Source organism: Streptomyces albospinus (assembly GCF_014648695.1).
Taxonomy (GTDB): domain Bacteria; phylum Actinomycetota; class Actinomycetes; order Streptomycetales; family Streptomycetaceae; genus Streptomyces; species Streptomyces albospinus.
On the sequence record NZ_BMRP01000060.1, the window covers coordinates 1 to 18,145 of the forward strand.

Annotated in this window: 16 protein-coding genes and 4 pseudogenes; 8 read left to right on the top strand and 12 right to left on the bottom strand. The window is 68.6% G+C overall.

The features are described 5' to 3' along the window. Positions 1-704 precede the first annotated feature (704 nt). Positions 705-2,096, bottom strand: a complete 1,392-nt coding sequence (locus IEZ17_RS45615) for an SCO2400 family protein (RefSeq protein WP_444544833.1) — start codon at positions 2,094-2,096, stop codon at positions 705-707. 22 nt (positions 2,097-2,118) lie between these two features. Further along, positions 2,119-2,277, bottom strand: a complete 159-nt coding sequence (locus IEZ17_RS37385; protein ID WP_229853018.1) for a GNAT family N-acetyltransferase — start codon at positions 2,275-2,277, stop codon at positions 2,119-2,121. A gap of 936 nt (positions 2,278-3,213) precedes the next feature. Here IEZ17_RS37385 and IEZ17_RS37390 point away from each other — a divergent pair. Both IEZ17_RS37390 and IEZ17_RS37395 read left to right on the top strand, forming a co-directional pair. Beyond that, the gene (locus tag IEZ17_RS37390; RefSeq protein WP_229853010.1) at positions 3,214-3,885 is read left to right on the top strand and encodes an AraC family transcriptional regulator; all 672 of its coding nucleotides are present in this window, start codon (positions 3,214-3,216) and stop codon (positions 3,883-3,885) included. A 299-nt stretch (positions 3,886-4,184) separates the two neighbouring features. Then, positions 4,185-4,829 carry a LysE family translocator gene (locus IEZ17_RS37395; protein ID WP_189308092.1) on the top strand — a complete coding sequence of 215 codons (645 nt, stop codon included), beginning with the start codon at positions 4,185-4,187 and terminating at the stop codon, positions 4,827-4,829. Between the two features lie 631 nt (positions 4,830-5,460). On the opposite strand, the gene IEZ17_RS37400 is transcribed toward IEZ17_RS37395, so the two are convergent. From IEZ17_RS37400 to IEZ17_RS37420, 5 genes are all read right to left on the bottom strand, one after another. Next, on the bottom strand, positions 5,461-5,787 hold the full coding sequence (locus tag IEZ17_RS37400) for a histone-like nucleoid-structuring protein Lsr2 (protein ID WP_189308093.1): 327 nt from the start codon (positions 5,785-5,787) through the stop codon (positions 5,461-5,463). A 359-nt stretch (positions 5,788-6,146) separates the two neighbouring features. After that, a complete protein-coding gene (locus IEZ17_RS37405; protein WP_189308094.1) occupies positions 6,147-6,680 on the bottom strand; it encodes a GNAT family N-acetyltransferase in 534 nt (177 codons plus the stop codon). A gap of 107 nt (positions 6,681-6,787) precedes the next feature. Continuing rightward, on the bottom strand, positions 6,788-8,098 hold the full coding sequence (secY, locus tag IEZ17_RS37410; RefSeq protein ID WP_189308095.1) for a preprotein translocase subunit SecY: 1,311 nt from the start codon (positions 8,096-8,098) through the stop codon (positions 6,788-6,790). Between the two features lie 992 nt (positions 8,099-9,090). Beyond that, on the bottom strand, positions 9,091-9,486 hold the full coding sequence (locus IEZ17_RS37415; RefSeq protein WP_189308096.1) for a cellulase: 396 nt from the start codon (positions 9,484-9,486) through the stop codon (positions 9,091-9,093). A gap of 10 nt (positions 9,487-9,496) precedes the next feature. Continuing rightward, positions 9,497-10,003, bottom strand: coding sequence for a SigE family RNA polymerase sigma factor (locus tag IEZ17_RS37420; protein WP_189308097.1), 507 nt, complete (start codon positions 10,001-10,003; stop codon positions 9,497-9,499). An 884-nt stretch (positions 10,004-10,887) separates the two neighbouring features. On the opposite strand from IEZ17_RS37420, the pseudogene IEZ17_RS37425 reads away from it, so the two are divergent. From IEZ17_RS37425 to IEZ17_RS37430, 3 genes and pseudogenes are all read left to right on the top strand, one after another. Next, positions 10,888-11,136 (top strand): annotated as a pseudogene (locus IEZ17_RS37425) (ISNCY family transposase); the annotation flags it as partial. Next, positions 11,113-11,294, top strand: a pseudogene (locus IEZ17_RS43405) (tRNA (adenosine(37)-N6)-threonylcarbamoyltransferase complex transferase subunit TsaD); the annotation flags it as partial. The pseudogenes IEZ17_RS37425 and IEZ17_RS43405, both read left to right, overlap by 24 nt. A gap of 114 nt (positions 11,295-11,408) precedes the next feature. Beyond that, positions 11,409-11,786 carry a hypothetical protein gene (locus tag IEZ17_RS37430; RefSeq protein ID WP_189308117.1) on the top strand — a complete coding sequence of 126 codons (378 nt, stop codon included), beginning with the start codon at positions 11,409-11,411 and terminating at the stop codon, positions 11,784-11,786. Positions 11,787-11,796: 10 nt separating this feature from the next. Here IEZ17_RS37430 and IEZ17_RS37435 read toward each other — a convergent pair. Continuing rightward, a pseudogene (locus tag IEZ17_RS37435) lies at positions 11,797-11,958 on the bottom strand (THUMP-like domain-containing protein); the annotation flags it as partial. Positions 11,959-12,640: 682 nt separating this feature from the next. After that, on the bottom strand, positions 12,641-13,552 hold the full coding sequence (locus tag IEZ17_RS37440) for a phosphotransferase family protein (protein ID WP_229853011.1): 912 nt from the start codon (positions 13,550-13,552) through the stop codon (positions 12,641-12,643). 155 nt (positions 13,553-13,707) lie between these two features. Between IEZ17_RS37440 and IEZ17_RS37445 the strand changes: the two are divergent. After that, a pseudogene (locus IEZ17_RS37445) lies at positions 13,708-14,190 on the top strand (IS200/IS605 family accessory protein TnpB-related protein); the annotation flags it as partial. 62 nt (positions 14,191-14,252) lie between these two features. Here the strand turns inward: IEZ17_RS37445 and IEZ17_RS37450 are convergent. Continuing rightward, positions 14,253-14,456 carry a hypothetical protein gene (locus tag IEZ17_RS37450; protein WP_229853012.1) on the bottom strand — a complete coding sequence of 68 codons (204 nt, stop codon included), beginning with the start codon at positions 14,454-14,456 and terminating at the stop codon, positions 14,253-14,255. Between the two features lie 153 nt (positions 14,457-14,609). Beyond that, on the bottom strand, positions 14,610-15,461 hold the full coding sequence (locus IEZ17_RS37455; RefSeq protein WP_189308099.1) for a class I SAM-dependent methyltransferase: 852 nt from the start codon (positions 15,459-15,461) through the stop codon (positions 14,610-14,612). A gap of 309 nt (positions 15,462-15,770) precedes the next feature. Between IEZ17_RS37455 and IEZ17_RS37460 the strand changes: the two genes are divergently transcribed. Then, positions 15,771-16,172, top strand: coding sequence for a YciI family protein (locus IEZ17_RS37460; RefSeq protein WP_189308100.1), 402 nt, complete (start codon positions 15,771-15,773; stop codon positions 16,170-16,172). 10 nt (positions 16,173-16,182) lie between these two features. Continuing rightward, positions 16,183-17,448: an RNA polymerase sigma factor gene (locus IEZ17_RS37465; protein ID WP_189308101.1), complete on the top strand. Its 1,266-nt coding sequence runs from the start codon at positions 16,183-16,185 to the stop codon at positions 17,446-17,448. 167 nt (positions 17,449-17,615) lie between these two features. Here the strand turns inward: IEZ17_RS37465 and IEZ17_RS37470 are convergent, their stop codons facing one another. Further along, a complete protein-coding gene (locus tag IEZ17_RS37470; RefSeq protein ID WP_189308102.1) occupies positions 17,616-18,143 on the bottom strand; it encodes a carboxymuconolactone decarboxylase family protein in 528 nt (175 codons plus the stop codon). Positions 18,144-18,145 lie beyond the last annotated feature (2 nt).

Below are 18,145 nucleotides of genomic sequence, written 5' to 3' on the forward strand. Positions count from 1 at the left end.
CGCATCAAACTGCGCCACCTCTACCCCAAGCATTAGCCGCGACGATCTACTAGTGCCGAGCAGTTCGCCTCGCGCCACGCCACGTGACAGGACTCTTCCTCCGCTTATCGCGCAGGAAGAGATGTCGGCACGGGCAGAAGGCAGGCCCGCAGCGTCTGGCCTGCGGTGATGGGGCACTGCGTCCTCGATGACGTCCCGTCCTCGGTCCGAGCTTCGGAACCACCATGAATCCCACGATGAGTCCACCCATGGAGCCGGCCCAGAGTCCAACCTTCGATCCAACGAGGTTGTCGGTCGGCGCAGCGTCGACTCATTGGCCGCGGCGATGGCGCCGGGAGATGCAGCGCGGCCATGTCGCGCTGCATCTCCCCCCGGCCCGTAGCGACGCGCACGCACTGTGGCGCGGGGACACCGCCTGGTACCAGCGCGCCGCCCGCCTGGACGGCATCACCCGACAGGCCGAACAGCCCCTGTCCCATGAGCCGTTCGCAGTGCTCGTGCACGTGCACGAGCAGCTCCTGGCCCGCGACTGCGCTGGCTCCTCGAACGCCACGTCGGGGCGACCACCACCACGCATCCCTGCTCACAGCGGCAGATACCGCCCGTCGTCCTTCATGCCGGCCTCGCCGACGTCTGCGGCGAGGACGCGCCGTTTCAGTCGCGGAGGCGTGCCCCGGTCCCCGTTCCTGGTTCCCGGGTGTCGGTCAGGAGCCGACGCAGACGATTCCCAGCAGGCACACGTTCGTGGGGGCCGTCGGCTGGGCCGTCGGCGGTGTAGAAGCGGTCGGTGCGGGGTGCGTCGGAGAGGTGCTGCCCGTGCCGGAGGGCGTGGTGGCCGCGGGTGCGGTGGGTGCTGCGGCGGCATGGTCGACGTGCGGTCGCCCAGCTGACGCGGGCGCGGTGTGCGACATCGTGCGGGGCGCCGCGGTCGGGTGGGCCATGGCGACGGAACCCGGATGCCGGAACGTCGTGGCAGAGGGAGGCGTTGCAGCGGTGTTCTGATCGCGGCCGGCAGTCGCAGGCGGGCGGGTGCCGTGGTGCTGTGCGGCCTGGGCGCCCGGATCCGCCCCCGGTGCGGAGGCGAGTGTGGTGGTTCCGGGGACGGACCCGCGCTCCGGCTCCGGCGTCGTAGCCGCCTGGGTGTGGCTGGCAGAGGGCTTGTTCTGTAGCAGAGAGACGGTCAGGCCGCCGCCGACCAGGGCAACGGCGGTCGCGGCGGCAGCCCGGCGCCGATGCTTCTTCCACCGTGCGAGCTGACGGCGCCGGGCCGCTCGTCCCTGCCCGATTGAGGCCGTGGCGTCGGCAGTGGGCGCGGTATCGAAGTCGTGAGGCTCCGCTTCCTGGTCGCGTCCAGGAGCCGCGGAGCCGGCTGCATGCCATGCGTCCCACGCCGCGGGGGCGGCCACCGCTGCGTGTCGACCGTGGGCAGGTGGGGCTATGTCCGGGGCGTAAGCGCCGCACCCGGGGCACACCAGTGCCCCGTTGAGAATCCGACTGCACGACGAGCAGTAGTCCATCTGGGATCTTTCTGTGTTGACTGCGCCGCCAGGGGCGCCGACGGCCTGACCAAAATGCGCACGCGGGACCGGGCGGCGAGCAACGCTAGCGGCACACCTCGGTCTCGACGCGTAGACCATGTGGCACCCTCGTGATCCTTGTGTGTAGATTCCTTGGTGGCGGGCGCCGCAGTCCGGACATGTCATGGCGAATGCCTGATGAACCGCTGGAGACACGGGAATCGGCAACGCCCCCGACCCTCTGCCAACCACTCCCCAAACGGTCCTGGTCCCGCCCGCGAGCGGATCGCCGCTTTCCCGGAACGCGCCGTCGACCGCGGCAAGACCGATCGCCTTGCCGCCGCCGACGCCCCCGCCCGGCGCGTCGTCACCGGCAGCCTGACTCCCAGGCAGGCGCGTCGTAAGAGGGAACCCGGCGGGGCTACGGCTACCTCGGCACCACCACAACGGCAGCCCTGGCCATCTGATCGCGGACTTGATCGGCCTCACAAGTCCTACGTTCTCGCGCGGGCACCGGGCTGGCAGCCACCCGGCGGACGGAGATACCTGACGGTCATCAGCTCGGGCGCCCAGTCCCATCAGGTCGACGACCGCCCCGCACTCACATCGGTTCGCCGCCGCGCCACACCGTTGTGCGCAGCACACCCTCCCTGACGAAGTCCGCCTTCTCCCACGCGCGCTGCCCGGCGAGGTTGGCGCAGCCCGCCCATGCCTGGATCCGTTCAGCCCTGGTGTGGTCGAAGAGGTACTCCGCCGGCAACCGCTGGGCGCGGGCGTCTGTGCCCCGGCCGCTCCCGACGGGCCGCCGCCTCTACCTGCTTCGGCACCGCCTGCTGCACGACGTCACGTGCGACCGGGCTGCCCACCAGTCCCGCCAGAGTCTGCGCCTGCCCGGGTCGAGGACTCGCGCGTCGGCAAGAGTTCAAGAGGCGGGACACCTGGGCCATCGGGGTTCGGAAGCAGCTTCTGAACACGGTCAGCACCCGCGATGCCACCATGTCAACTCCGGGTCTGCCATGGGCTCTTGATGCGTTCGCCTGAGTAGCACCTCATCCAGGCTCCGGACCTGTACCTGAACCTCGGCAGCGGCGCTCGGCGGCAGCAGGAGCAGACCTTCTTGCAACACTGTCCCGAGCCCAGCACTCACCGCAGCACAGACAGGTGAACTCGGCCTCCTGTGCCCGCCTGCGGTCTTGGCGTCTCGCATGGACTGCTGCTGCATGCACCGGGCTGGTCTTGCAACTTCTGCCGCTCCTGCGGGCTGCGCGCCCAGAACGGCGCGGCCCGTGTGGCAGGGCTCCTGGGAGCCCTGCCACACGGAAGCGGCATCTTGCCGCTGGCACGGCGGCGCGGGCGGAGGGCCCCGCGCAGCACCTTCCGGCGACAGCGCCTTCGGCATGGGTGGTGGTGCTCGTCAAGACGGCTGCTCCTCAACAGCTCCGTCAGATCTCTTTGAGGGTGCCGGTGTGGAGTTCACCCACGCGGCCGTCGGGGGTTTCGTAGGTCCCCGTCGGCGATCACCCGCGCTCCCTCGTGGCGAAAGCCGTCCGGCAGACCCGCCACCAGCTGCCGCAGCGCCTCCGGACCGTCTGCGACCAGGCTGCTGTGCTAACGGTAGTCAGCGGCCACCCAGCGGTCCACCGCGCTCGGGTCCTTGTCCCCGAACAACTCACCAGCTGCCCTGAGTACGTTTTCCTTGCTGCTGCTGCACGTCCGTCCCGGGCAGGTCCAGCGCCTGCCCACAGCACCCGACGGCGCTCCCGCGGACCTGGACGCCACGATCGTCCTATTCACCCCGGACTTCCCGCCCCGACTCCCCGCGAGCATCCCGGTTTCCGACGACCCGTTCGGCCCGCCCTTCTGGCAGCTCGGCACCGGCGACCACGACCTCTTCCGCCACGCGCTGGCCGACCTCGCCACCGAATACGCCGACCTCCCGGCCCAGGACCCGGAGATCACCAAGGAACTCCTGCGCCAGCTGTTGGCCGGGATCCTGCTACGCATCGCCCGCCTCCCCACGCCCGACGGCAGCGCACAGTCCCATGCCACGCAGGAGCCGTACCGCCTCTTCCAGCACGAACTGGAGCGCTCCTTCGCAGTCCTGCGCCAGGCCCACGACTACGCCACCCGGCTCGGCTACTCCCTCAAGACCCTCAATCGCGTCTGCCAACGCGCCACCGGACACACCGCCAAACAGCTCGTCGACGCCCGCGTCACCCTGGAGGCCAAGCGCATGCTGGCCCACACCGACCTGCCTGTCGCCGCCATCAGCCACCGGCTCGGCTTCACCGAACCCACCAACTTCAGCAAGTTCTTCACCCGCGCGACCAGCCAGACCCCAGGCGCCTTCCGGGCCGCACAGAGCTGACCAACCGCAGGCCGGTCGAGCGACGTGTGGCGGCGAGCTCCGCTGCCAGTCCCAGCGCCTTTTCAGCGGAAGCGGTCTGCTCCGCCTCTTTTCTTCGGCTGGTGCAGCTCGTGCAAGCCGAGCGGGACGCCCGTCTTGTGCAGCCTGTCGAGACTCTGACTCAACGGGGTAGGCGGCCTGGGCCGCGAGGTTCGCGTCCGTCGGTGCCCGGCGGTACCGGGATGTGGACGAGCCTGGAGCCGGTAGTCCGCCATCTGTTTGTATGTCCCCCGGTCGGCAATTCAGGAGGTGACGGGCACATGGTGTCTGCGGAGAGTATCCTCGCGTTCGCAGCGATGTCGCTACTGGTGATCGTGATTCCAGGTCCGAGCGTGCTCTTCGTGATTGGCAGAGCTCTCGCGCATGGCCGCCGCACAGCGCTCGCAACCGTCCTCGGCAATCTGATCGGTTCCTACGCCCTCGTGATCGCTGTGGCGTGGGGCCTGGGCGCGCTGGTGGCGGCTTCGGCGGCGGTGTTCATGGGCGTGAAGCTGGCGGGAGCGGCGTATCTCGTCTACCTCGGCGTGCAGGCGTTCCGGCACCGCAAGGAGATGCGCGCGGCGGACATGGAAGCACCGGCGGGTGAGCGGCGCGGCGATCTGCGCACGATCTTGGATGGCGTCTTCGTAGGAGCCACCAACCCCAAGGGCATCGTCTTCTTCGCGGCGGTTCTGCCGCAGTTCGTGGACCGCTCCGCGGGCCATATCCCGCTCCAGATGATGGTGTTGGGCCTGGTTCCGGTCGCCATCGGCCTGATCACGGACACCTTGTGGGGTCTGGGTGCCTCAGCGGCCCGTTCCTGGTTCGCGCGCTCGGACCGCCGCCTCTCGATGGTCGGCGGGGCGGGCGGCGTCGCGATGATCGGCCTGGGTGTGACGGTGGCGGCGACGGGACGCGCCGACTAGAGACTGATCGCACACCGCCGTCGCCCGTCCGGCGTCGGCGGTGTGTATCCACGTTCACGCACGGGCGGCGATGCACTCGTTGAGCGCCTGGGCGGCTGCCACGTGGTGGATGCACCGCAAACGAGCGGCGGGGTGGCGCCGTCAGCAGCTGGAACCAGCTCGCCGACCAGGCCGCCCCTCCAGCCAGCCGCCGGCGGCCTGACCCGGCCTCGGCTCCGCGACTGCCGCTGGCTCCCTCCTCTGCGCTCGGACCGTACGGGGACCGGCGGGGCCCCGGTCGAGCCCCGCGTCCCGCGTCCCCAGGTAAGGAACAGGGCCAGCGCAGCCAGGACCTGGCCCAGGCCGGGGCCTGGTGTGGTACGGGCTCCGACGATCTCCTTGCACAGTTCCATGCGTCGCGCGGGCCCCTCTACTTTCCTCAGGCTGGGCATCGGCCCGCGGTTGACCACGAATGCTCGGAGGTCGCCGGCGACACCAACACCCTGCCCCTGCTCGGCTACGGCGAGGCTGTCTGCACAAGGCCGGGAGCGGCACTGCTGTCGGATGCTTGAAGGAGGCGGTCTGGGGCTGCGTGGTCGAGGTCGGGAAGTCCCTCACCGAACCGTGAGGGACTTCCCGGTGTATGAGGAGGTCAGTGGGCTTTGGCATACGCTTCGCGCACCTCGGCCGGAACCCTGCCGCGGTCGCTGACCTCATGGCCGGCTTCCTTGGCCCATGCGCGGATGGCGGCGCTGTCGTCACGGCTGACGTCAGTGGCCTTGTGGGACTTGCGGGGCCTACCGGTTTTCCGCCCCGCCTCGGTGAAGGGGGCCATCGCCTCAAGCAGTTGGTCGTAGCTGTCAGGGGCCAGGTCGATCTCGTACTGCACACCGTCAAGGCTGAAGGTGTGGGTGGTGGCCTCCGAGGATTCTTCATCCGTGAGGTCATCCGTGTAGATGGTGACAACTTTCTGAGCCATGGCGCGATGGTAAGAGCTGGCAGTGCAGCCACCTCTCGCCGCGGCGGTAGCTCGGGGAGGGGAGGATCAGAGCACGGCCAGGAGGAGTGAGGTTCCGTGGCAGGCCCGATGCCGCTGAAGGCTTCCTCGGGGGGCGCCCAGGAGCATCCCTGGCTGGACTTCAGATGCGAACTTCCCGCGACCGATGCGGCGGTGATGAGGATCCGCGAAAACGGCTCTGGCCGCAGTTCCGCGAAGGCGCAGGTCACGGTGAGAGAGCAGTGTCTTTCGTCCGGGCGTCCACCCCGTGGCGGCCAACGCGGTCGAGGACGTATGGGCAGCAGTCGGCTGTCTCGTGATGATCCGAGGGCTCGGCTGGTTCACGCCTGGTACTCGGTGAGGTCGATGGTGTGAACACGCAGCGGAAAGCCGTACACCGGGTGGACCGTCTCGCGCTCCAGCACCATGCCGAGCTTGCGGATGACGTTCTCGGAGGCAGCGTCCCCCGCCCGACTGATGCTGATGACGCGGTCAAGGCCACGGTCCTGGAGCGCGAACTCCAGCGTGGCTTGGGCGGCTTCGGACGCGTATCCCTGGCCCCAGAACTGTGAGCCGAGCCGCCAGCTGATCGCCACGGCGGGCCCCACCTCCGGCAGGAACTCAGGCACGTACAGCCCCGTGAAGCCGGCCAGTTCCCCCGAGGCCAGCAGCTCGACGGCGAAGAGCCCGAAGCCCTCCTCATCCCACTCCTCCTCCCACCGCTCGATGGCCTCTGCAGTGTGGTCCAGGTCGCGCACCGAGCCGTCGTCGATCCAGCGCATGACCCGAGGGTCGGCGTTGATGTCGGCCATGGGCACGAGGTCGTCGTCATGCCAGCGACGGAGCAGGAGGCGGGGGGTGCGGATCTCAGTCATGGCACCCATCCTGCCGAAGGCAAGGGACTCGACGGTAATCGGGTTGGGCGGCAGTCAGGCATCGTCGGCTGACCCGCGATCGCCCCTTGTCCCCGTGCCCCCGCGCGTCAGCGCAGGAATCCTTCGTAGTTGCGCTGCTGGAGCTGACTCTCGATCTGCTTCACGGTCTCCAATCCGACGCTCACGATGATGAGGATGCTGGTGCCGCCGAACGGGAAATTTCTTCCGTTGAACAGCACCAATGCCGCTGTGGGCACAAGGGCGATCAGCCCCAGGTAGAGCGCTCCCGGCCAGGTGATGCGGTTGAGCACGTAACCTAGGTAGTTAGCCGTGGGTCGGCCAGCCCGGATACCGGGGATGAACCCGCCATGCGTCGTCATGTTGTCGGCAACTTCTTTGGGGGTGAAGGAGATGGTGACGTAGAAGAACGCGAAGAAAACGATCAGCAGGAAGTAAAGTGTCAGATAGATCGGTTGGTCGCCCCTGGCGAGATTGGTGTCGATCCACCGGGCCCATCCTGATGCTGAGTTACTGCCGAGATCGATCAAACTGGGGATGTAGAGCAGTGATGAGGCGAAGATGACGGGAGTTACACCCGCTTGGTTCACCTTCAGCGGGATGTAGGTCGAAGTGCCGCCGTAGGAACGGCGGCCGATCATGCGTTTTGCGTACTGGACCGGGATCCGGCGCTGCGCCTGCTCGACGAAGACCACAAGGCAGACCATGCAGAGGCCGACCGCGATCACGATGGCGAACTCGCCCCAGCCGCCCAGGATTTTTCCCGACTTCTTGATCCCCCACAGGTTGGTCGGGAAGCTGGCGGCGAGGGAGGTGAACATCAGGATTGACATGCCGTTGCCGATGCCGCGGTCGGTGATGAGCTCTCCGAGCCACATCACTACGGCGGTGCCGGCGGTCATGGTGATGACCATGACGGTGGTCTGGAAGGTCGAGGTGTCCGGGACGATCTGGGTGCGGACCTGGCAGGTGGGGAAGAGCCCACCGCTTTGGGCTTTGGCCACCAGGGCGGCGCCCTGGAGCACTGCCAGGCCCAGCGTCAGGTACCGGGTGTACTGCGTGATCTTCGCGGTGCCCGCCTGGCCCTCTTTCTTCAGCGCCTCCAGGCGCGGAATGACCACCGTCAGCAGTTGAAGGATGATGCTCGCCGTGATGTACGGCGTGATTCCCAGGGCGAAGATGGTGAGCTGCTGTAGCGCACCACCGCTGAACGTGTTGATCAGGCCGAAGAGGCCGCCGTTGCCGACACCCGCCTTGATGCACTGCGTAACGTTCCGGTAATCCACACCAGAGGCCGGAACGTTCTGCCCCAATCGATAGAGAAGCAAGATCCCCAGCGTGAAGAGTATCTTTTTGCGAAGGCTGGATGCTTTGAACACTCTGACGAATACGTTAGGCACTTTCTCAAATCGTCCTTAATCTCGCAAGTTGATAGGTATGTGCACTGATTCCCGCCTGTCCTTGCCTGCCGAGTCGGTGCCACCTCGATGGTCGGAGCACCCGTTGATGACGGCTCGCTGGAGTGCGGTCGTTCGTTGCCTGAAGTGGTCGGTCACGCAAGGCGTATGGGTAATAGTTGGGTCGAGTACGGTTTTCTTCGCGGCTGATTTCCCAAGACCTCTGTGCCAACCTGGATGCGCCTCAATATTCCGGTTGCAGGCAGCAGCTATCGTCGCTGGCCAGGAGAAGGTTTCCGAGTGCGGCCAGGGCTGACGTGAAGTCATAGAGCGCGTGGCGCTGGGCACGTCTTTGGTAGTGGCATCGCGTGGCGATCTCTTGGTGGCGCCTTCGCCGGCGGCGACCGTCTCGGTGGCTGGTTGCCTATGAATTGGACGGCTCTGCGCGATTGCAGTGGGGCCAACAGACACCGTGGCAAGTCGTTGTTGCTGATGTGGAGATTCTGGAGATCGTCTTCCGTCAGATAGTTGCCTCAGCAGGTGCCCAACATGGGGATGTCGACGGCAAGTTGGTTCGGGTAGCGGCCTGGCCCGCTGCGGTCCGGCGGCGTGGTCGCGGCGTGGGCATCTGACGCGGCGGGTACGCGGGTATCACCGGCGCCGGCTCGCGGATCTGCCGATCTGCGGGCGGGCGGTCGTCGACTCGAAGCTCCATCAGCAGTGTGGCGCAGCCCTCGCATTGGGCGAGGCGCTCCTCGACCCGGTGCCGATCCCGCTGCCGAACGGAGCCGCGCAGGTAAGCGACGACGTTCGAAGCGTACTAACGGCACTCCTGCTCCATCTCCTCCATACCGGGCGTGGCGCCGTCAGTGTGGCGTCAGGCTGTTCCGGCAGCGGGTCGATGCCCGCCGCGCCAAGATCCCCGCGCCCTGGTCTCGGTGTTCCTGCCATCACCGTCCGCTCCTCAACCGCCATAGCCTGAACCTTGGCCAGCGCTACTTGGCCGTTGAGGTGTGGGTCGGGGTCGGGGCTGGCGTGGTGGTGCAGGTGCGGGTGGGGATCGGGACCGGCACGGTCGTTGAGGTGTGGGTCGGAATCGGGATCGGCACGGTCGTGCAACTGCGGGTCGGGATGGGGACCGGCGCGGTCGTGAAGGTGGGTTGGTGCTGAGGAACGCTGGGCCCGCCTTGAGCGGAGGCGCTCGGCAGGACCTCCAGCCCGACGCCGAGCCCGGCGATCGTCAGCGCCGAGCCGGTAGCCATCCAGACCCTCCGAGCACGCCGACGGGCACGGACCCCAGCTTGCAGCCGCTGCCGGTGCTGGTCCTCAAAGGGGGAGTTTGCCTGGGTGTCGCGCATCATCCGCGCGAGTTCGTGTTCGAAGTCTTCCATGATGTCTCCTTCACTTCACCGGCTCGATGGCGTCACCCAGGAGCTGACGCAACCGCGTCACGCCCCGTGACGTAAGGGACCGGACGGTGCCCACCGGACACCCCAGCGCCTCGGCGACCTGCACCTCGGACAAGTCCTGGTAATAGCGCAGCACCACAGCGGCGCGCTGCCGCACCGGCAGCAATGCCAGCGCGGCCTCCAACCGAGTTCGTTCCTCCACGGCAGCGGCCACATCACCAGCCTCGGGAAGCTCCGGCAACTGCTCCACCGGACGCTCGCCCCACCAACGACGACGCGCCGAACGAGCCGCCGCACGTGCCAACACCCGGCGCACATACGCCTCCGGCGCCTGCTCGGCCACCCTCGGCCACGCAAACCACAGCTTGACCAGCGCCTCCTGCAGCAGATCCTCGGCCCGATGCCGATCTCCACCGGTGAGCAGATGCGCCAGGTGAAGTAGCGCCGACCAACGAGCTGCGACGAACCGGTCGAACGCATCGGCCCGCAACTGCCCCATCAACGCCGTCCCTCGCCTCTCGACACTCGCCTACACCCCTACAAAGACACTGACCCACGTCCCGCTATGCAGCCCCCAGGCGTGAGCTGCCTCACACTCGCCTCGGCCCGCACGCAAGCTCCCGCACCGAAGCGCACATCCCGTGGGCGTTCATCACTCTCATGTCCCGCCGCCTGTCCCAACCCCACCTCAGGCGACCCAGCTTGGGGGACGGCGAGTCCGAGTTCTCCGACACGGACGCGCCAGTTGGCTTCGCTGGGGGGCGCTCGGCTGCCGGGGCGGTGACGACCATCGCGGCTCGGCTCGTAGCGGACTCGGGTCTCCCAGCCGCGGGGCGCAGTGGCTGGCGGGTGCGGGACTTCGCTCGGCTGTGATTGGGCTGCGAGGGCGGACTGGAGGAGGGCCTCCAGGCTGTTCGTCAGGGTCATTGCGCACACCGGCATCCGTTGGCTGCACCACGGCGGCGATGGCGCGCCACGGTGGGGGAGGTGGTGGACCGGCAGTGCTGGCTGAGGACTTCGGCGATGGCGGTGGAGCGTGGTTCCGGCTGTGATTGCGCCGAGGCTGTTCGTGGAGCGAGCACCTGGATCATCATCCGCGGTGCAGCCGCCTCAGTCGCCGGGGAGATTCCCTGTGGCGTTGGATGGCTGGTCTCAAGCCGGGTACCGGCTTCGCCTTCGGCGTGTTCTGTGGCAGCGGCATTCTCCGCCGCTGGGCAACGGTCTCAGCCGCGCTGGGACAACGGCAGGGGGTTCGCTGCATCAGCGCGGCAGCCCCCGGCTGTGTCGCGCTCCTTGTTCTGGCCTGCCTGGCACCTAGGCGCAACGACCGTCTCGTCGGCTCCACCGGCATGGCGAGCGACCGGCGCATGCGGGTGGAGGAGAACGCTGCTGCGGCTGCCGTATCTCAAGCACGGCTATCAGCTTGGGTACGAAACGCCGTGCCGGCAGGTCGCAGACTCGTTGGGCCGGCGACGGTTTTGCAGGATCCCGCCGGCGTCCCCGGTGCCGCGCCCGACCACGTTGATCAAGCTGGTGCGCCACAGCGGGGGACAGGCCGTGGCGAGCTCAACCCGCGTTGCTGGCAAGGCTAGTGGAGGACAACTGGTATCCGGCCGCCGGTGCCGCGCCCTGAGCGCCGAGATGAGGGCCCGCAACCGCCTGGCGTCCGCCTGGGACCTCTCTGCGGACTCCTCGCTGCCGGTCACCGAAACCCATGTCCGGACCCGCACGGATATAGGCACGACCACGGCCACTTTCACGAGCTGAGCAGGGACAACCTGAAGTCGTAGGGGCCCGGCGCGACGCCTTATCCTAGAGCTCGGGGCCGGGGAGAGGCCCTGTTCGCGCACCGGGGGACGACGGGGGAGACGACCGTAGTGAACGACTGGATCTGGTACTTGTTCATGCTCACCGGGCCGGCCATCTACGCAGGATCCGCGGTGAGCAAATCGGTCCGCAAGGGCCTGAAGACGCGTCACGAGCGCAAGCTGGCCGTCATCGAGGCCCGGAGCGAGGGGCGGCTGGCCCTGGAGACCTCCCGCCAGGAGCGGCACGAGCTGGCCGCCGCGCAGAAGCCGCCGGAGCCGGTGTGCGGCTGTACCCACCATCTCGCCAAGCATGACAAGAAGGGCACGTGCCACGAGTTGGTGCAGGTGCCTGTCGCTTGGGACGCGGACCACAGGCCGGTCCAGTACGAGGCCGGCCAGTGCACCTGCCAGCAGTACGTGGGCCCGCAGCCGCTCTCCCAGGTCTACGCCGAGGACCTGACGGACCTGGCCTGAACGGCCTGTATCAGGTGGCGTCCGCCGCGGGGTGCCCCAGCAGCATCGTGGGCGCCCCCGCGACCCGGGTCAGGAAGACCGTGCAGGAGTGCGGCCCGCCCAGCTTCAGCTTCCTGCGCAGCTCCTCGGGCTCCACGGCGGACCCACGCTTCTTGATCACCGCGACGCCCACCAGATCACCAACCGCAAGCGGAACCGCGGGCAGAGCCAATTTCTACGAGCCCTGTCACCCCTCCCATACCGGCGGACCTGACAACCCTCCTCGTCAGGCCTCGGTGTGCGCGATCGGCGCACCGCTCTGCGGCGGGAAACTGTGGTCCGGGGCTCGTACATCCAGGGTCGTCTCGGCGCAACGGCGTTTCCGGTAGTCGCCGGACGGTGGGGCTGCTTGCCCGCGGGCACACGAAGTGCTTGCCGTCGGACCTGCTGGTTGAGGCATCGTGTCGTCCAACTGGTAGAGAGGGAGGGGCGGATGTTTCGGGACGATGACGCCACGAGCTGGCCAGCACCCGAGCCGACAGCGGATCTTGGCCGGATTGCCTTGGCGAACGCCAAGGAGGACGCGCGCCGCGGCCGGTTCCGCTCCGCAGGAGGTCGAAGGGGCGACAGGAGAGGGAGCTCCCGGCCAGTCGCGTTGCGCACCGTTGCACGAGAAAGGGGCCCTGCCACAGATCTTGGGGAGCTGTTACGGCGAGTGATATTGCCGTTTGATTCGGAGGCGTCGCAAGGTTGTCGGCAGGGAGCCAGCCCGTACTCGGGGGAGTGCCGGTGCGGGTGTGCGACCGGCTCCGCCGCCGGATGTGGCAGCCGGGCCTGGCGCTCGCCGCCGAGCCCGCGTCCCGGGCTGTTTTGGTTCAGCCCAGCGCGTCCATCAGGGCGGTGACATAGGCATTCAGCCGTTCCTCCACGGTTCGCGTCGTCAGCTCTGTCCTCCCTGCGTCACGCCATGGCTGCGTCACCTGCTGCACTTCTTCTGAGCACGCCAGCCCGTCCCGCACGCGCCAGTACAGCCGCTCGTTCGCCGCCGCGGCCAGCACCCCGCCGGCCTCCTCATACGCCTCAGGGAACCGCAGACCCCACGCCGGGCCGTGCAGCAGCGCGAGATTGGTCGAGCAGTGCGCCACATCGAGATCCGCCGGGCCCCAGGAGGTCGCTGCCCAGTCGACGACCCCCGTGATCCGGGCACCTGCCGGCCTTGGGGGCAGCACGTCGAACAGCACGTTGCCGGGTTGGAAGTCCCGGTGCAGGAATCGCCCTTCATAGGGCGGCGCGGGTTTGCGGAGCACGTCGATCGCCGCGGCCCATGCCGCCGCGTCGGCGCCCTTCGGAGTCACGACGGTGTCGGCGGTCGTCAACGTCACATACTCCCGGGGCCGCTCGGCGGGTCGCAACGCGTGGATCGCCACGAGTTGACGGGCCAGCAGAGGGACGCGCGCCTCCAATCCCTCATCGTCGAAGACTGCCCGTCCCGCCAGATGTGTCATCAGGAGCGACGGATACTCGCAGTGCGCGGCGGTCGGATCAACCGCGACCAGTCCAGGGGCCGGCACGCCGGTCCCCGTGAGCAGGGTCAGGGCGTCGGCTTCCCTGTTCAGCCAGTCCTCGGCGTGCTCCACGTAGAACGGGTCGATGAAGGTCCGCAGCACCAGGTCGCGGGTACCTCCGTCCCGCGTGCCGATGGTCAGCCGCCGCGTTTCGGCAGTGATGCCGCCGTGCAGCGCCGCGGTTTTGACGATCCGTTCGCCGACCTCCAGGTGGCGGCTCACCCAAGCCAGGGTCAACGGTCGGACAGCCGTCGCCTCATCGTGGTTGGTCACCGTGCCACTTCATCATCCGGACGCCGGCACCCGCAAAACTTATCGTCGGAGCAGGCGATGGCAACGCTGCTTTGCTCCTCTCGCAGCTGCCTCAGGCACCGTTCAAACTCCAACGCAAGGGCACCAAGTCCGCCAAGCGGCGGCTCAAGCGGCGCTCCCGCAAGGAAGCGCGGCACGCCACGAACACCAACCACGTCATCGCCAAGACGATCGTGACCGAGGCTGAACGCACCGGACGCGGCCTCTCGCTCGAAGAGCTCAGGGGTATCCGCGAACGGGTGCGGCTCCGTAGGCCCCAACGGGTCGCGCTCCACTCCTGGGCCTTCGCCCAGCTCACGGACTTCATCGTCAACAAGGCCCGCAGGACCGGCGTCCCGCTCGTGTTCGTCGACCCCACGTACACCTCGCGGCAGAGCGTCGAGTGCGACCACGTCGACACGAGGAACCGGGTGAGCCAGGCCGTTTTCACCTGCCGGAGTTGCGGGGTCGCCGCCCACGCAGAACGGAACGCCTTCCGCGTCGTCGCCCGTAAGGGCGAGGCCGTGTGGACCGCGGGGCGTGAGTCACGCGTCCCCGCCACTCCGTAAGGGTGTCAGGACGGAGGAGACCACTCAGCAGCCAGTTGGGCTCTGTCTCCAAGCCTGGTCCTTCAGGACCGGGTCGAGTTGACTCTGCGCTGGTAGGAGCCCTGCACTCGGTTTGAGGAGCGGTCGTAGTCCGGACATGTTGCACTGGCTGCCCGGCCTCTGGATGTGACATCGACCGTGCCGAAGGCGGCGGTCACCGCATCGACGTCCACGTCGTCGATGCCGTCGAACACGAGCGAGTCCCAGAACGGTGTGTCGGTCCGCATGGCCGGTACCGTCACCGTCACCGCGGTCTCTTGCAGGGCGAACTTTAGTGGTCGTAGGCGGTCAGTCCGCGCATGACTGGCTGGCCGCGCATGAACCTGGCTCCCCTCGTCAAGCCCCCTTGGAATCGATCATCTAGGGAACCGGGAGGCGCTCTACCGGCGGACCGCCGAGATCAGTCCGCCGGGCCGCTCCTCGCGCTGCGGCGGGGTGCTGATCGGGCGGCCGTAGGCGGCAGCGCGCTCGCGCAGGGTGTGGCTGTCGGCCTCCCAGCCGTGCCCGGCCAGCCAGCCCACCGGGTCGTCGGGCATCTCCGAGACCCACATGGACGCCGCCGATCCCGGCGCGGCGTCCGCGCCGAAGCGCTCGATCACGCCGCGCGACCCCAATGTCAGCCCCATCCGACTGCCTCCTGCCGACTGCGTGCTGATCCGGGCCAGCAGTAGCTCCACCGCGTCCTCGGGCAGATAGATCAGCAGTCCTTCGGCGATCCACGCGGTCGGCACGGCCGGGTCATGCCCTGCGGCGACCAGCGCGCCGGGCCAGTCCTCACGCAGATCCACCGCGACGGTGATGCGCTCGCAGCGTGCGACTGCCCGCTCCTGGCGCAGCACAGATGCCTTGAAGTCCAGTGGCGCGGCGGTGTCGACCTCGAACAGCCGGGTGCCCTCGGGCCAGTCCATCCGGAAGGCCCGGCTGTCCATGCCGGCGCCGAGCAGCACGACCTGCCGGACCCCGGACGCGGAGGCCTGCTGCAACAGGTCGTCGAGGAACTTCGTCCTGATGACGATGGAGAGCGACACGGCCAGCCGGCGGCGTCGCGCGGCCTCGTCATCGGGCAGCGGCGGCGAGGAGGGCCACAGGCCGCCTGCGGTGGCGAAGGCCTGTGCCAGTGGGTCGCGGAACAGCGCGTTCTCTCGCTGGGTCTCCAGCGCCCGCACCCTGGCCACCCCCACCGCCGTGGCCCACACTCCCGACGGCTGCACCCGCTCCTGCTCATCAGTCATCACGCCAGCCTAGATGATCGATTCCAAGGGGCCTGATGAGGGGAGCCAGGGTCATGCGCGACCAGCCAGTCATGCGCGAACTGACCGCCTACGACCACTAAAACCACCATTAGGCGAAGATCAACAGCCACCCTGCGTACGCGACCACACGAAGTGGACCAGAGCCGGCTCTCGTCCACACACCCCCTCGGGGTGGCCGCTAAGTTTTTTCGCGGGTTTCCCCCGAGGATGTCGAAAACGCCGGGCGTGCTTCTACCTACCCGTGAGAGCCCCCGCCCGGGGCGGGCACGACGAACGAGGAGCAGAACCATGAAGTACATGCTGCTGATGCAGTTCAGCGAGAAGAACGTCGACTTCCCCAAGCTCGACGAGTGGAAGCCCGAGGAGATCCAGGCCCACATCCAGTTCATGAAGGAGACCAATGCCGGCCTCGCCGCCGCCGGCGAGCTGGTCGACGCCCAGGGCCTGGCCATGCCGGAGACTGCCCGGATCGTGCGCTCCCACAGCGGCGGTGCCCCGGTTGTCACCGAGGGCCCGTTCCCGGAGGCCAAGGAGTGGGTGGCCGGCTGGTGGATCGTGGACTGCGACACCGAACAGCGGGCGATCGAGATCGCCGCCGCCGTCTCCGCCGCTCCCGGCCCGGGCGGGCGGCAGCTCGACATGCCGATCGAGGTGCGCCAGGTCATGGCGGCACCGCCCGCCGAGCTGTGAGCATGCCCCGGTGACGCCCCTCGAACCGACCGTCGACGACCTGCTGCGCACGCTCGCGCCGCAGGTCGTCGGCGTGCTCACCCGCCGCTATGGGGATTTCGCCGCCGCCGAGGACGCCGTCCAGGAGGCCCTGCTGGACGCCGCCACCCAGTGGCCGGCCCAGGGCGTCCCGCGCAATCCTCGGGGCTGGCTGATCCAGGTATCGGGACGCCGGATGACCGAGCAGGTCCGCAGCGAGCAGGCCCGCCGCCGGCGTGAGGAGCTCGTGGCCGGGCAGGTCCCGGCCGACCGGCGGTCCGCATCAGCGGCCGACGCCGGGGACGAGGGCGCGTACGACGACACCCTCGCGCTGCTGTTCCTGTGCTGCCACCCCGTGCTCACGCCGGGTTCGGCGATCGCGCTCACCCTTCGCTCGGTCGGCGGCCTGACCACCGGCGAGATCGCCCGCGCATTCCTCGTCCCCGAGGCGACCATGGGCCAACGGATCAGCCGGGCCAAGCAGCGGATCAAGGCATCCGGGGTGCCGTTCCGGATGCCGGATGCCGCCGAGTGGCCGGCCCGGCTGGACGCGGTGCTGCACGTCCTCTACCTGATCTTCAACGAGGGGTACGCCAGCAGCACCGGCCCCGAGCTGCGGCGCGTCGAACTCTCCCGGGAGGCGATCCGCCTCACCCGGGCCGTCCACGCGCTACTGCCGGACGATGCCGAGGTGGCCGGCCTGCTCGCACTGATGCTGCTCACCGAGGCGCGCGGACCCGCCCGTACCGGCCCGGACGGCGAACTCGTGCCGCTCGCCGAGCAGGACCGCGACCGCTGGGACACGGCCGCGATCGCCGAGGGCGTCGCGCTGATCACCGCCGCCCTGCCGCGCGGCCCGGTCGGCCCGTACCAGGTGCAGGCGGCGATCGCAGCCGTTCACGACGAGGCGCCGACCGCCGCCGAGACGGACTGGCCGCAGATCCTCGCCCTGTACGGGGTGCTCGCCAAAGTCTCCGGGAATCCGCTGATCACCCTGAACCTGGCGGTCGCCACCGCCATGGTGGACGGCCCCGCCGCCGGCCTCGACCTGCTCGCCGACCCGCCGCCCGTGCTCGCCGAACACCATCGGCTGTACGCGGTCCGCGCCCATCTCCACGAGCTCGCCGGGGACCGGGAGGCAGCCGTCGCCGACTACCGCACCGCCGCCCGCCGCACTGCCAGCCTCCCGGAGCGGCACCACCTCAGCCTGCGCGCCGCCCGGCTGGCCGCGCGGGCGGGAGAGGGGGACGAGGGGTAGCGGCTGTTCTCCTCGCGCCGACCGGTCGCGCTGTCCGCGTGCACCGGCTCCCCGGTGCTCATGGCAGTGGGGCCGGACAGGAGCACCCTGCCGCCCCGCTGACAGCACGTACGGCTAGGCCCATCGCATTCCGGGCTGTGATGCCCCTGAGCTGACCTGTGTGGGGGTCAGGAAGTGTAGGGGAGCATCTGGCTGGACCTGCCGTCTGGTTCCACGTCCAGGGCGTTGGCAAAGCCGCAGACCAGACGGTAGTAGCCGACCAGGATGAGGGTCTCGGTGACTGCTCGGGCGCCACAGAGCAGGTAGGCACGCTGGATGGTCTCGCCGGTGCAGGTAGCGTGCTGGAGGAGCTCGCGGCCTACGGCCAGGAGCACGGCTTCTTCTGGGAGGAAGGGGCCCGGCAGCGGTTCCCGCTGCCGAATGAAGGACGCTTGCTCGCCGGTGATGCCTACGGCTTGCCCGAACGGGATATGAGCCTGGGTCACGTAGGCGGATCCGGAGATGGTCGCGGTATCGAGGATCAGTAGTTCACGCTGCCGTGAGGTGAGGATGAGCTTGCCGAGGCCGACAAGCCCGAGGTCGATGAGGCCGCCGGCATAGGCGGGAGCATTGCCGAAGGCGCGGAACAGATTGAGCGGCGGCACCTCCTTCAGCGGCTCGGGGTGGTCCTCGGGGCGTGGGTAGGGCAGGCGCACAG